Source organism: Curtobacterium sp. PhB136 (assembly GCF_004346855.1).
Lineage (GTDB): Bacteria > Actinomycetota > Actinomycetes > Actinomycetales > Microbacteriaceae > Curtobacterium.
The window spans coordinates 1,173,418-1,186,394 of sequence record NZ_SMGH01000004.1 but is presented as its reverse complement, the minus strand read 5'-3'; the positions used below and the strand labels follow the sequence as shown (position 1 = coordinate 1,186,394).

At 69.6% G+C, this 12,977-nt stretch carries 13 protein-coding genes; 9 read left to right on the top strand and 4 right to left on the bottom strand.

From position 1 onward, the window contains the following. Positions 1–63 precede the first annotated feature (63 nt). A complete protein-coding gene (locus tag EDF27_RS05755; RefSeq protein WP_123700804.1) occupies positions 64–810 on the bottom strand; it encodes a phosphoglyceromutase in 747 nt (248 codons plus the stop codon). 43 nt (positions 811–853) lie between these two features. Between EDF27_RS05755 and EDF27_RS05750 the strand changes: the two genes are divergently transcribed. Beyond that, the gene (locus tag EDF27_RS05750; protein ID WP_132047691.1) at positions 854–1,627 is read left to right on the top strand and encodes a class I SAM-dependent methyltransferase; all 774 of its coding nucleotides are present in this window, start codon (positions 854–856) and stop codon (positions 1,625–1,627) included. Between the two features lie 17 nt (positions 1,628–1,644). On the opposite strand, the gene EDF27_RS05745 is transcribed toward EDF27_RS05750, so the two are convergent. The 3 genes from EDF27_RS05745 to EDF27_RS05735 all read right to left on the bottom strand — a co-directional run bounded on the left by EDF27_RS05745 (position 1,645) and on the right by EDF27_RS05735 (position 3,736). Then, positions 1,645–2,709, bottom strand: coding sequence for a folate-binding protein YgfZ (locus EDF27_RS05745; RefSeq protein WP_132047689.1), 1,065 nt, complete (start codon positions 2,707–2,709; stop codon positions 1,645–1,647). After that, positions 2,709–3,317, bottom strand: coding sequence for an FABP family protein (locus tag EDF27_RS05740; protein WP_123656320.1), 609 nt, complete (start codon positions 3,315–3,317; stop codon positions 2,709–2,711). The genes EDF27_RS05745 and EDF27_RS05740 overlap by 1 nt, the downstream gene beginning before the upstream one ends. A 137-nt stretch (positions 3,318–3,454) precedes the next feature. Continuing rightward, positions 3,455–3,736 carry a hypothetical protein gene (locus EDF27_RS05735; protein WP_123656321.1) on the bottom strand — a complete coding sequence of 94 codons (282 nt, stop codon included), beginning with the start codon at positions 3,734–3,736 and terminating at the stop codon, positions 3,455–3,457. An 82-nt stretch (positions 3,737–3,818) separates the two neighbouring features. On the opposite strand from EDF27_RS05735, the gene EDF27_RS05730 reads away from it, so the two are divergent. The 8 genes from EDF27_RS05730 (at position 3,819) to pstB (ending at position 12,861) form a co-directional block, all read left to right on the top strand. Beyond that, positions 3,819–4,502: a response regulator transcription factor gene (locus tag EDF27_RS05730; RefSeq protein ID WP_123656322.1), complete on the top strand. Its 684-nt coding sequence runs from the start codon at positions 3,819–3,821 to the stop codon at positions 4,500–4,502. Beyond that, on the top strand, positions 4,503–5,312 hold the full coding sequence (mshD, locus tag EDF27_RS05725; RefSeq protein WP_132047687.1) for a mycothiol synthase: 810 nt from the start codon (positions 4,503–4,505) through the stop codon (positions 5,310–5,312). A 68-nt stretch (positions 5,313–5,380) separates the two neighbouring features. Next, positions 5,381–7,546, top strand: coding sequence for an RNA degradosome polyphosphate kinase (locus EDF27_RS05720; RefSeq protein ID WP_132047685.1), 2,166 nt, complete (start codon positions 5,381–5,383; stop codon positions 7,544–7,546). Beyond that, entirely contained in the window at positions 7,543–8,526 is a 984-nt protein-coding gene (locus tag EDF27_RS05715) for an NUDIX domain-containing protein (RefSeq protein WP_207909562.1), read from the top strand. The genes EDF27_RS05720 and EDF27_RS05715 overlap by 4 nt, the downstream gene beginning before the upstream one ends. 283 nt (positions 8,527–8,809) lie before the next feature. Continuing rightward, entirely contained in the window at positions 8,810–9,919 is a 1,110-nt protein-coding gene (locus tag EDF27_RS05710) for a phosphate ABC transporter substrate-binding protein PstS (RefSeq protein ID WP_132047681.1), read from the top strand. Positions 9,920–10,005: 86 nt separating this feature from the next. After that, the gene (pstC, locus tag EDF27_RS05705) at positions 10,006–10,956 is read left to right on the top strand and encodes a phosphate ABC transporter permease subunit PstC (RefSeq protein WP_123656327.1); all 951 of its coding nucleotides are present in this window, start codon (positions 10,006–10,008) and stop codon (positions 10,954–10,956) included. A 14-nt stretch (positions 10,957–10,970) separates the two neighbouring features. Continuing rightward, positions 10,971–12,050 carry a phosphate ABC transporter permease PstA gene (pstA, locus tag EDF27_RS05700; protein WP_123656328.1) on the top strand — a complete coding sequence of 360 codons (1,080 nt, stop codon included), beginning with the start codon at positions 10,971–10,973 and terminating at the stop codon, positions 12,048–12,050. A 31-nt stretch (positions 12,051–12,081) separates the two neighbouring features. Beyond that, positions 12,082–12,861, top strand: a complete 780-nt coding sequence (gene pstB / locus EDF27_RS05695; protein ID WP_123700813.1) for a phosphate ABC transporter ATP-binding protein PstB — start codon at positions 12,082–12,084, stop codon at positions 12,859–12,861. The last annotated feature ends 116 nt before the right edge of the window (positions 12,862–12,977 follow it).

Sequence of the window (12,977 nt, the reverse complement as noted above, 5' to 3'; positions counted from 1 at the left end):
CACCGCTGCGACACAGAACGCCCCGCCCGGTGACCCGGGCGGGGCGTTCGGACGTTCCAGCTGCTACTTCTTGGCGCCCTGCGCGGCGACGGCGGCGGCACCGGCAGCGGCGGCCTCGGGGTCGAGGTAGCGCGACGGGCCGGTCGGACGGAAGTCGTCGTCGAGCTCGTACACGAGCGGGATGCCCGTGGGGATGTTGAGCCCGGCGATGTCGTCGTCGGAGATCCCGTCGAGGTGCTTCACGAGCGCACGGAGCGAGTTGCCGTGTGCCGTGACGAGGACGGTCTTGCCCGCGGCGAGGTCCTTCGTGATGTCGGACTCCCAGTAGGGCAGCAGGCGCTCGATCACGAGCTTGAGCGACTCGGTGCGGGGCAGCGCGTCGCCGAGGTCGGCGTAGCGGCGGTCACCGTGCTGCGACCACTCGGCGTCGTCCGCGATGGGGGGCGGCGGGACGTCGAACGAGCGACGCCACTCCATGAACTGCTCTTCGCCGTACTGCTCGAGCGTCTGGGCCTTGTCCTTGCCCTGCAGGTCGCCGTAGTGACGCTCGTTGAGGCGCCAGTCGCGCTTCACCGGCAGCCATGCGAGGTCGGCCTCGAGCAGGGCGATGTCGGCGGTCTGGATCGCACGGGTCAGGAGCGAGGTGTACAGGACGTCGGGGACGATGCCGGACTCGGCGATGAGCTCGCCGGCGCGCTTCGCCTCCTTCTCGCCCAGCTCGGAGAGCCGGACGTCGACCCAACCGGTGAACAGGTTCTTCTGGTTCCAGTCACTGTTGCCGTGACGGAGCAGGACGAGCGTGGAGGTCATGGCCGAAGTCTACCGAGCGTCGTGCGCCCTTTACCCTTGGGGGATGCCCATCGGGAACGTCACGCGCGGCACGACCGGGTACAACCGGCTCCGTCGTGTGGACCGGTGGATCGCCTCGCTCCCGGCACTCCGCCGGACCGACGACCCGCTCGTCGCGGACGTCGGCTACGGCGCCAGCCCGACGACGACGCTCGAGCTCCGGGACCGGCTCGCCCGCGTCCGACCCGACGTCGAGGTCACCGGCATCGAGATCGAGCCCTCGCGCGTGGCCCTGGCGAACGCCGGCACCCGGGACGGCGTCACGTTCCGGCTCGGCGGCTTCGAGACCCCGACGCCCGGTGGTCGTCGTCCCGCGGTGATCCGGGCGTTCAACGTGCTGCGCCAGTACGACGAGTCCCAGGTGGTCGGGTCGTGGCGGATCATGCAGGACCGTCTGCAGCCCGGCGGTGCGCTCGTCGAGGGCACGTGCAACGAGGTCGGACGTGTCGCCTCGTGGGTCACGCTCGACGACCGGGAGCCCCACACGTTCACGGTGTCGCTGCGGCTCGCCGGCCTCGACGTGCCGAGCATCGTGGCGGAGCGGCTGCCGAAGGCGCTCATCCACCGGAACGTCCCCGGTGAGCGCGTGCACGACTTCCTGCGCGACCTCGACCTGGCGTGGGCGGTCGCGGCACCGCTCGGCACGTACGGGCCCCGGCAACGGTGGCTCGCGGCGGTCGCGGGCATGCGGGAGCGGGGCTGGCCGGTGCTGCACGGCACGACGCGGTGGCGCCTCGGCGAGCTCAGCGTCCCCTGGTCCGCTGTCGCCCCGGGCTGACGCCGCCGTGCGACCGCTCAGGAGCGCTTGACGGCTCCGAGGCGCGGGAGTCGGGGGACGTTGGCGGTCGCGCCGGCCTCCGGCGGGACGATGGTCTCCTGCGCCGCCGTCACGACGACGTCGTCCACCGCGAGGGTCAGCACGGCGGCGGGGTCGAGGGAGCGCTTCACGACCGCGAGCCCGATCGGGCCGAGCTCGTGGTGGATGGCCGACGCGGCGAGCCGCCCGACGTCCTTGCCGTCGAGCGTCACGGCGGTTCCGGGAGCCGGGAGCACCGCGTCGGACCCGTCGAGGTGCAGCATCACGACGCGGCGGGGCGGGTGCCCGAGGTTGTGGACCTTGGCGACGGTCTCCTGCCCGCGGTAGCACCCCTTGCTCAGGTGCACGGCGGAGCGGAGCCAGTCGAGCTCGTGCGGGATCGTCCGCTCGTCGATGTCGGTGAGGACCGGACGCCACGCGGCGATCCGCAGGGCGTCGAACGCGAGGAGCCCCGCTGCGGGCCGGTCGGACCCGGCCAGGGTGACCGCGGCAGTGGACTCGAGCACCGCGATCCGCAGGGTCCAGTCGGAGCCGGGATGTGCCTCCAGGCTGGCGTAGCCCCACCCACCGGGCGTGACGGACGACCACGGGTCGACCCACTCGACGACGGCGTCGTCGACACGAGCGTCCCCGAACGAGCCGATGGTCGCGAACGCGGACGAACGGTCGTCGATCTCGACGCGGAGCATGAAGCGCATCGAGGAGAGCCAGGCAGCGAGCGGGGCGGCGTCGGCCGGTTCCGTGAGCAGCCAGGTGGTTGTGCCGTCGTCGACGACCCGTGCGGCGTGCTCGACGCGGCCGGACTGGTCGAGGACGAGCGTCTCGGTGCTGACACCAGGCGCCAGTCCGAGGAGCAGCTGCGACGTGATCGAGTTGAGCCAGGACAGCCGGTCCGGACCGGTGACGGTCACGACGCCGAGGCCGAGCTCCACGACGGCACGGCCGTCCGCGAGTGCGCGCTGCTCACCGAGCGGGTTGCCGAAGTGCGCCGCCGGACCGAGGTCCGACGCCACGAACCCGTCGCGCGCCGAGAACGCCGACATCAGTCGACCTTCGCGAGCTGCCCCGAGGCGTGGGAGGTGAGTTCCCGGCCCAGCGCGGCGATGTCCCACGCCCAGAAGAGCTTGCCCTCGACGAGGCCGTACAGCCGGGTCGCCGCGGAGTAGTCCTTCGCGTTGACGGAGCGCATCACGGCGTCGGTGGCGAGGTCGATGCGGCCCTTCCGGACCTGCCCGACGTAGAGCTCGTTGACGCCGGTCGGGTGGATGATCGCGGCTTCGACGTCGAAGCCGTCGTTCGTGTTGCGCAGCGCCTCGACGCTCTGGGTGGTGGTGAACGGCACGGTGCCCTCGCCGAGGAGCATCGCCGGCCCGCGGTCACCGGGCTCGGACGGCCGGTCCAGACGCCAGTAGCCCATCTCCGCGGCCAGCGGGGTGTGCGCTTCGTCGAGGAGCCACGTCGTCGAGGAGTAGTTGAGGTACGGCAGGCCGTCGTGGCTGAAGCTCACGCGCTGGCCGAACTCGTAGTTCCGGACGTCGGGCTCGTCACCTTCGCCGACGGGGTACTCGACGACGCCGGTGCCTTCCCAGACGCCGACGAGCCAGGACAGGGGGACGAGTTCGGGGGCGAGGCCCTCCGGCAGTTCGATCAACGCTGACCCTTGAACAGCTTCACGACGACCGTCACCGAGACGAACGCGATCGCGAGCGAGGCCAGGCCGAGGAGACCGACGTAGAACAGCTCGAGCGCTAGCAGCGAATCCATGCCGCCGAGTCTACGCGGAGCGGCTCAACGCGCCAGGAGCACCACGGCGGTGACGAGCACGACGACGAAGGACCCGGACGAGGCGATGCTGATCCGTTCGACCAGGCCGTCCTTCGTCGCGGTGATGAGCTGCAGCACGAAGCTGACGAGCACGGACGCCACGAACACCAGGAGCAGCCACGCGAAGGAGTCCTTCTCGGTGAGCGTCAGGACGAGCACGGCGCCGAGGATCGAGAGCAGCCAGACGGGCAGCACCGACGTCAGCTTCAGGCGGCGCTGGTCTGCGGGCGGGACGGGCTCGGTCACCACCCCATCATTGCAGGCGCGTCGGGGACACTTGTCGGGCATCACTAGGATGTCTCCACGACGTCTTCCCACTGGAGGTCCTGTGGCACAGCTCCTGGTACTCACTTCGGCTGCGCCCGGCGACGTCCTGCCGAGCCTGGGCCTCCTGAGCCACCGGATCCGCCACGTGCCGGCCGAAGCCGCACAACTGGTGAACGCACCGCAGAGCGACCTGATGTTCGTGGACGCCCGCACCGACCTGGTCAGTGCGAAGGCCCTGTGCAAGATCCTCGCCACGTCCGGTTCGACGACACCCATCGTCCTCGTGGTCACCGAGGGCGGCCTGACCGCCGTCAACAGCGAGTGGAACATCGACGACGTGGTGCTCGAGAGCGCCGGCCCGGCCGAGGTCGACGCCCGCATCCGCCTCAGCGCAGGGCGCGCGGCCAAGAACCAGACCGGGTCGAAGATCCAGGCGTCCGGCGTCGTCATCGACGAGGCCAGCTACTCGGCGAAGGTCCGCGGCAAGCCGCTCGACCTCACCTTCAAGGAGTTCGAACTCCTCCGCTTCTTCGCCACGCACCCGTCGCGGGTGTTCACGCGCGAGCAGCTGCTGTCCGAGGTCTGGGGCTACGACTACTTCGGTGGCACCCGCACCGTGGACGTGCACGTCCGACGGCTCCGCGCCAAGCTCGGCGACCTCGAGTCGCTCATCGGCACGGTCCGGAACGTCGGCTACCGCTTCAACGTCTACGACGACGAGGCCGAACGACTCATGGGGCAGTAGGTGCCCGACCTCAGCCGCTTCGTCGTCCCGGGAGAGGCTCCGCCCTTCTCCGACCAGACCCTGGTCGACGTGCGCGCGGGGCGCGCCCTCGTACTGGAGGAACCGGACGGGGTCGCGGTGGTCCGGGAGGGCGAGCTGGAGCTCGTGGTCCGCCGGGAGGCCCGTGGTCAGGGCGTCGGGACCCGGCTCGTCGACCTCGCTCTCGCGCTGGACGGCGGGGCCGCGCCGCGGCTGGCCTGGGCGCACGGCGACAGCCCGGCGGCGCGCGCGATCGCGACGCGGTACGGGTGGGCCGCCACGAGGACGCTGCTGCAGCTGCGCGCTCCGGTGCCGACGTCGGAGCCCCACCCGAGCCTCCCGTCGGGGTTCACGATCGCCGCGTTCACGGGCGGAACCGGTCCGGCCACCGCGCCCGAGGCCGACTGGCTCGCGCTCAACGCCGCGGCGTTCGCGTCGCACCCGGAGCAGGGGTCGATGACGCTCGACGACCTGCGCGCCAGGGAGACGGAGTCGTGGTTCGACGCCGACGACCTGCTGCTGCTCCGCGACGCCTCCGGCGCACTCGCCGGGTCGTGCTGGCTCAAGGTCGAGGACGAGATCGGCGAGTTCTACGCCGTCGCCGTGCGCCCGGACCTGCAGGGCCGTGGCATCGGTGGCGTCCTGATGCGCGCCGGGTTCGCGCGCCTGCAGGAGCGGGACGTCACGACCGCTGCGCTCTACGTCGAAGGCGACAACGAACCCGCGCTGGCGCTCTACCGCCGGTCCGGGTTCACCCAGCACGCGATCGACGTGCAGTACGCCGCCCCCTGACCTTCGACCGCTGTCCACCGTTGTCCACAGCCCCCGCGGCAGCAGCACCCGGGTGGCAGGATGAGCACATGGACACCGAACCGCAGCTCGACGGCGAATCCGTCTCGCACGACCTCGACGACTTCGACGAGGTCGTGGAGGTCGAGCACGAGTCGCTGCCGACGGACCGGTACTTCGACCGTGAGATCAGCTGGCTGCGGTTCAACCAGCGCGTGCTCGAGCTGGGCGAGGACCGGAGCGTCCCCCTGCTCGAACGCGCCAACTTCCTGGCGATCTTCGCGTCCAACCTCGACGAGTTCTTCATGGTCCGGGTCGCCGGGCTGAAGCGCCGCATCGACACCGGGATCGCGGTCCCCACGAACGTCGGTCGTGCGCCGAGCGACGTGCTCCGGGACATCGCGAAGAAGGCCCACGAGCTGCAGGACCGGCACGCGCAGGCGTTCATCGGGTCGCTCAAGCCCGACATGGACGCCGCTGGCATCCACATCGAGCACTGGTCCGACCTGGCCGAGGCCGACCGGCTCCGGATGCGTGAGTACTTCGCCGAGCAGATCTTCCCGGTGCTGATGCCCCTCGCGGTGGATCCGGCGCACCCGTTCCCGTACATCTCCGGGCTGTCGCTCAACCTCGCGGTGCGCGTGCGCAACCCGAAGTCGCAGCGGCAGGAGTTCGCGCGCCTCAAGGTGCCGCAGAACTTCTCCCGGCTGATCAAGCTGCCCGACGACAACTCCGGGCGGATGCGCTTCATCCCGCTCGAAGACCTCATCGCGAACCACCTCGACGACCTCTTCCCGGGGATGGAAGTGCTGGAGCACCACGTGTTCCGGGTCACCCGCAACGAAGACGTCGAGATCGAGGAAGACGAGGCCGAGAACCTCATCCAGGCCCTCGAGCGTGAGCTCCTGCGCCGTCGCTTCGGTCCGCCGATCCGGCTCGAGATCACCGAGGACATGGACCCGGTGACGCTCGACCTGCTCGTCCGCGAACTCGACATCACCGAGCAGGAGGTCTACCGGCTGCCGTCGCCGCTCGACCTCGGCTGCCTGTTCGAGATCTCCAAGATCAGCCGGCCGGACCTGCACTACCCCAAGCACGTGCCGACCACCCCGGTGCAGTTCCAGCCGGGCGAGCCGAACACCAAGCCCGACCTCTTCCGCGCGATCGCCGCGAAGGACGTCCTCGTGCACCACCCGTACGAGTCCTTCGCCACCAGCGTGCAGGCCTTCCTCGAGCAGGCCGCCGCCGACCCGCACGTGCTCGCGATCAAGCAGACGCTGTACCGCACCTCCGGCGACTCCCCCATCGTCGAAGCCCTGATCGACGCGGCCGCCGCGGGCAAGCAGGTCCTCGCGCTGGTCGAGATCAAGGCGCGCTTCGACGAGCAGAACAACATCACCTGGGCCCGCAAGCTCGAGAAGGCCGGCGTGCACGTGGTCTACGGCCTCGTCGGGCTGAAGACGCACTCCAAGCTCGTGCTCGTCATCCGGCAGGAAGGCGGCACGCTCAAGCACTACAGCCACATCGGCACGGGCAACTACAACCCGAAGACCTCGCGCATCTACGAGGACATGGGGCTGTTCACCGCGGACGACGTCGTCGGCAAGGACCTCACGCGCCTGTTCAACGAGCTCTCCGGGTACGCGATCGAGAAGAAGTTCAAGCGCCTGCTCGTCGCCCCGCTGCACCTGCGGAAGGGGCTGCTCAAGCGGATCCAGGTCGAGGCGGACAACGCCCGCGCCGGCAAGCCCTCCGGCATCCAGATCAAGGTGAACTCGATGGTCGACGAACAGATCATCGACGCGCTCTACCTCGCCAGCCAGGCCGGGGTGCCGATCGACATCTGGGTGCGTGGCATCTGCTCGCTGAAGCCGGGCATCGAAGGCGTCAGCGAGACGATCCGGGTGCGCAGCGTCGTCGGGCGCTACCTCGAGCACTCGCGGGCGTTCGCGTTCCACAACGACGGCGACCCGTTCATCTTCATCGGCAGCGCCGACATGATGCACCGCAACCTCGACCGTCGCGTCGAGGCCCTGGTCCGCCTGTCCGAACCGGCCCACATGAACGAGGTCACCGAGATGTTCGACCTCGCGATGGCCGAGTCGACCAGCTCGTGGCATCTCGAGTCCGACGGCGAATGGACGCGTCATTCGACCGACGACGACGGCCGACCCCTCGACGACGTGCAGAATGTCCTCATGCGGAACATCTCGTCCCGGAAGCGCTCCACTCGGTGAGCGGGGGACCAACGGGTCCCGTCCTCGCGGCGGGAGCGGTGGTCTGGCGTGAGCAGGACGGTGTCCCGCTCGTGCTCCTGATCCACCGCGAGCACCACAAGGACGTCTCCTTCCCGAAGGGCAAGGTCGACCCGGGCGAAGCCGTGCCGACCGCCGCGGTCCGGGAGATCGACGAGGAGACGGGCTACCGCGTCCACCTCGGCGCACCGCTCGGCACCGCGGAGTACGTGCTGCCGAACGGCCGCGACAAGGTCGTGCACTACTGGGCCGCACGGGTCAGCGCGAAGGAACACCAGCGCGCCGGGAAGTTCAAGCCCAACGCCGAGGTCGCCGCGATCGAGTGGGTCACCATCGACGACGCCCGCGCCCGACTGACCTACCTCCGGGACGTCGAGATCCTGGACCGCTTCGCCGACCGCGCCGCCCGGGGCGCACACGACACGTTCGCGCTCATCGCCCTGCGGCACGCCAAGACCACGCCCGGCTCGGACTGGCACGGCCCGGACGCCACCCGCCCGCTGCTGCCCGTCGGCCGGACCCAGGCGAAGGCCGTCGCGTCCCCGGTCGCCGCGTTCGGCCCGCGCAAGATCGTCAGCAGCACGGCGGCGCGGTGCCTGGCGACTGTCGAGCCGCTCTCCGACAAGACCAAGATCGGCGTTGCGAGCACACCGGACATCAGCCAGGACGCCCATGACCAGGGCTCGGCCGACGTCAAGGGCGTCGTGCGGAAGCGCCTCGCGAAGGGCAAGACCGCCGTGCTGTGCTCGCACGGCCCGGTGCTGCCGGAGATCATCGCCCGCATCGCCACCGAGACCGCCGGCGACACGGACCCCGACACGAACGGCGCCGCGGACACCGACGCCGCGCGCTTCGACCTCCGTCGTGCCGCGATGCTCTCGGTCGGGGACTTCGCCGTGCTGCACATCGCCGACGGCAAGCTCGTCGCGGTGGAGACGCACCGCAACCCGGTCTCCGCGTAGCGCGCAGCGCAACCCGGTCTCCGCGTAGCGCGCACCGCAACCCGGTCTCCGCGGAGCGCGCACGGCCCCGGACCCCGCCACCTGGCGGGGTCCTTCGGCGTTCGCGCGGCGAGCCGAGCCTCCCGGCCGCCCCTGCCGCTGCCGGGACAATCCCTCGTTCACCTGCCGTTCACCGGGGCGCGTGATCCCGGTCACTTCGCGTCCCTACAGTCGCTCGCGGGTCGGCACCGGCCCGCGGGACCACCAAGGGTCCCACCTGCACTCCACCCCCGAAGGGACCCCTGTGAACATCAAGCGAATCGGCACGGTCGCGGCAATCGCGATCGCCGGCGCGGTCGTGCTCTCCTCGTGCGCGGCGAACGAAGGCGGCGCGGGCAGCACCACGTCGGCCTCGGCCTCGGGTGTCGACTACTCGAAGCTCTCCGGCACGCTCACCGGTTCGGGCTCCTCCGCCCAGCAGACCGCCGAGGCCACGTGGGCCGCCGGCTTCCAGGACCAGGCCTCGAACGTCACGGTGAACTACTCGCCGGACGGCTCCGGCGCCGGCCGCAAGAACTTCATCTCGGGGGCCGCGGACTTCGCCGGCTCCGACGCCGCGCTGTCCGACGACGAGCTCTCCGGCTCCTTCGGCCTCTGCGCCGCGGACTCCAAGGCCATCGACATCCCGGTCTACATCTCCCCGATCGCGATCGCCTACAAGGTCGACGGCGTCAAGGACCTGACGCTCGACGCGAAGACCATCGCGGGCATCTTCTCCGGCAAGATCACCAAGTGGAACGACTCGCAGATCGCGGACCTCAACAAGGACGCCGACCTGCCGGACGCGAACATCACCGTCGTGCACCGCTCCGACGACTCGGGCACCACCCAGAACTTCTCCGAGTACGTCTCGGCGAACGCCGGCGACGTGTGGACCGAAGCGCCGAGCCAGACCTACCCGTACCAGGTCGGCGACAGCGCGAAGGGCACCTCGGGTGTGGCCTCGGCCATGCAGGGCGCCTCGAACGCCATCACCTACATCGACGACTCCGGCGCCGGTGACCTCGACAAGGCCAAGCTCATGGTCGGCGACACCGCCACCAAGATCTCCGCCGACGGTGCCGCGCAGGTCGTCGCCGACTCCGACGTCGCCGCCGGCCGCGAGGACAACGACCTCGCGATCGACATCGACCGCAAGGACACCGCCAAGGGCGCATGGCCCCTGGTCCTCGTCTCCTACGCCATCGCGTGCCAGGAGTACAAGGACTCGGACAAGGCCGACCTCGTCAAGTCGTACCTGACCTACGTGGTCTCGGACGACGCGCAGAAGGCCGCCGCGACGGAGGCCAAGTCGGCCGCCCTCTCGAGCGACCTCGCGAAGAAGGCCGCCACCGCGGTCGCGTCCATCAAGTAACACCTCCTGAGAGCCCGGATGCCGGTCAGTCACCCACGACCGGCATCCGGGCACTTCCCCGTCTCCCGACAGGAGTCCCACCTCCCATGACGACCGCACCCCTCCAGCAAGGGTCATCGCTCACCCCGTCGAAGCCGAAGGCCGTCGTGCGCGTCGGCGACCGGGTCTTCTCCGCCGCCTCGGTCCTCTCCGGCGGCCTCATCCTGGTGGTGCTCGCCCTCGTCGCGGCGTTCCTCGTCTGGCAGAGCATCCCCGCCTTCACCGCGAAGGCCGGCGAGCTCCCGAACCAGGCCGCCAACTTCTGGGACTACGTCGGGCCGCTCGTCTTCGGCACCGTCTGGTCCGCGTTCCTCGCGCTGGTCTTCGCCGTCCCGCTGTCCCTCGGGATCGCGCTGTTCATCTCGCACTTCGCACCGCGCCGCATCGCGCCGGTGCTCGGCTACGTGATCGACCTGCTCGCTGCGGTCCCCTCCGTCGTCTACGGGCTCTGGGGCATCGTCGTCCTGGCCCGCTTCGTGCAGCCGTTCTACGCGTTCCTCAACGAGTACCTCGGGTGGATCCCGTTGTTCTCCGGACAGATCTCCGGCACCGGCCGCACGATCCTCACCGCGGCGATCGTGCTCGCGGTCATGGCGATCCCGATCATGACCGCCGTGATGCGCGAGATCTTCCTGCAGGCACCGACCCTCAACGAAGAGGCCGCGCTCGCCCTCGGTGCCACGCGCTGGGAGATGATCCGGCTGTCGGTCCTGCCGTTCGCGAAGTCCGGCATCGTGTCCGCGATCATGCTCGGCCTCGGTCGTGCGCTCGGCGAGACGATGGCGATCGCCCTGGTCCTGTCGGTGTCCACGAAGGTCACCTTCAACCTGATCGGCTCGCTCAACCCCTCGACGATCGCCGCGAACATCGCGCTGCAGTTCGCCGAGGCGTCCGGGACGGCCCTGAACGCGCTCATCGCCTCGGGTCTGATCCTCTTCGTCATCACCCTGGTCATCAACATGCTCGCGCGGTACATCGTCCGCCGGCGCGTCAGCTGAGAGGTCGCACCCCGATGTCCCTCGCACTCCGGTCCTCCGGCGGCAACGTCTTCGCCAACGGCAAGCTGCACAAGTCCGTGCCGTGGCTGCTCCTCGTCGGCAGCTGGGTCGCCCTGGCCCTGGTCTTCGCCCTGCTCAACGCCGGCGGCTCGGTCAAGGACTTCAACGTCGTCGCCGCACTGTTCCTCGGCACGGTCCTCTTCGACGTCCTCATCGTGGTCGTCTCCCGGATCGTCGAGGGCGGACGCAAGGCCGTCGACCGCCTGGTCACCTCGCTCGTCGTCACCGCCTTCGTCATCGCGGTGCTGCCGCTGGTGTCGCTGCTCTACACGGTGCTCGCGGACGGGCTCGCCCGGTTCGACGCCGCGTTCTTCACGTACTCGATGCGCGGGGTCATCTCGGTCGGCGGCGGTGCGCTCCACGCCCTCATCGGCACACTCGAGATCACGCTCTTCGCGGCGCTGATCAGCGTCCCGATCGGCCTGCTCACCTCGATCTACCTCGTCGAGTACGGCCGCGGGGTCCTGGCACGCGGGATCACCTTCTTCGTCGACGTGATGACGGGCATCCCCTCGATCGTCGCCGGGCTCTTCGCGTACTCGCTCTTCGCGCTGTTCCTCGGCCCGGGTGCCCGCTTCGGGCTGGTCGGCTCGGTCGCCCTCGCGGTGCTGATGATCCCGATCGTCGTGCGCTCCACGGAAGAGGTGCTGAAGATCGTCCCGATGGAGCTCCGTGAAGCGTCGTACGCCCTCGGGGTGCCGAAGTGGCTCACCATCATCAAGGTCGTCCTCCCCACGTCCCTGGCCGGCATCACGACGGGCGTCATGCTCGCCATCGCCCGCGTCATCGGCGAGACCGCTCCCCTGCTGGTCACCGCCGGGTTCACCACGAGCATGAACTACGACCTGTTCGGCAACCCGATGATGACCCTGCCCGTGTTCGCGTACACCCAGTACTCGCAGCAGGGCGCCAACCCGGTACCGTTCGTCGACCGGGCCTGGACCGCCGCACTCGTGCTCATCCTCATCGTGATGGTCCTGAACCTGCTCGCGCGGTTCATCACCCGTCTCTTCGCCCCCAAGCTGTCGCGCTAGCGCGCGTTCGTCCCCCAGGAAAAGGAACACCGTGTCCAAGCGCATCGAGGTCGACGGCCTCAACGTCTACTACTCGAAGTTCAAGGCGGTCGAGGGCGTCGACATGACGATCGAGCCCCGCACCGTGACCGCGTTCATCGGCCCGTCCGGCTGCGGCAAGTCGACCTTCCTCCGCACGCTGAACCGCATGCACGAGGTCATCCCCGGCGCCTACGTCGAGGGGTCGGTCAAGGTCGACGGCGACGACCTGTACGCGCCGGGCGTCGACCCGGTCATCGTCCGCCGCCAGGTCGGCATGGTGTTCCAGCGGCCGAACCCGTTCCCGACGATGTCCATCAAGGACAACGTGCTCGCGGGCGTGAAGCTCAACAACAAGCGCATCTCCCGCTCCGAGGCCGACGACATCGTCGAGCGTTCCCTGCAGGGTGCGAACCTCTGGAACGAGGTCAAGGACCGCCTCGACAAGCCGGGCATGGGGCTCTCCGGCGGGCAGCAGCAGCGACTGTGCATCGCGCGCGCGATCGCCGTGCAGCCCGACGTGCTCCTGATGGACGAACCCTGCTCGGCGCTCGACCCGATCTCGACCCTGGCGATCGAGGACCTCATCGAGGAGCTCAAGAAGGACTTCACGATCGTGATCGTGACGCACAACATGCAGCAGGCGTCCCGCGTCAGCGACAAGACCGCGTTCTTCAACATCGCCGGTACGGGGGCGCCCGGGAAGCTCATCGAGTTCGACGACACCGCGACGATGTTCTCGAACCCGTCCGTGCAGGCCACCGAGGACTACGTTTCGGGCCGCTTCGGCTGATCCCGCGGGCGGGTGGCGGGTGCCCGCTGACCCGGAACGACAACGCCGATGTCGGACGACATCGGCGTTGTCGTCGTCTGCGGCCGCGCGTGGCCCGCGGACGCAAGGAACGACGA

What these genes read in the sequence shown, in the direction of transcription:
- EDF27_RS05720 (WP_132047685.1), top strand. Translation starts at nt 5,381, where the DNA reads ATGGACACCGAACCGCAGCTCGACGGCGAATCCGTCTCGCACGACCTC.
- pstC (WP_123656327.1), top strand. Translation starts at nt 10,006, where the DNA reads ATGACGACCGCACCCCTCCAGCAAGGGTCATCGCTCACCCCGTCGAAG.
- EDF27_RS05755 (WP_123700804.1), bottom strand. Translation starts at nt 810, where the DNA reads ATGACCTCCACGCTCGTCCTGCTCCGTCACGGCAACAGTGACTGGAAC.
- pstA (WP_123656328.1), top strand. Translation starts at nt 10,971, where the DNA reads ATGTCCCTCGCACTCCGGTCCTCCGGCGGCAACGTCTTCGCCAACGGC.
- EDF27_RS05750 (WP_132047691.1), top strand. Translation starts at nt 854, where the DNA reads ATGCCCATCGGGAACGTCACGCGCGGCACGACCGGGTACAACCGGCTC.
- EDF27_RS05745 (WP_132047689.1), bottom strand. Translation starts at nt 2,709, where the DNA reads ATGTCGGCGTTCTCGGCGCGCGACGGGTTCGTGGCGTCGGACCTCGGT.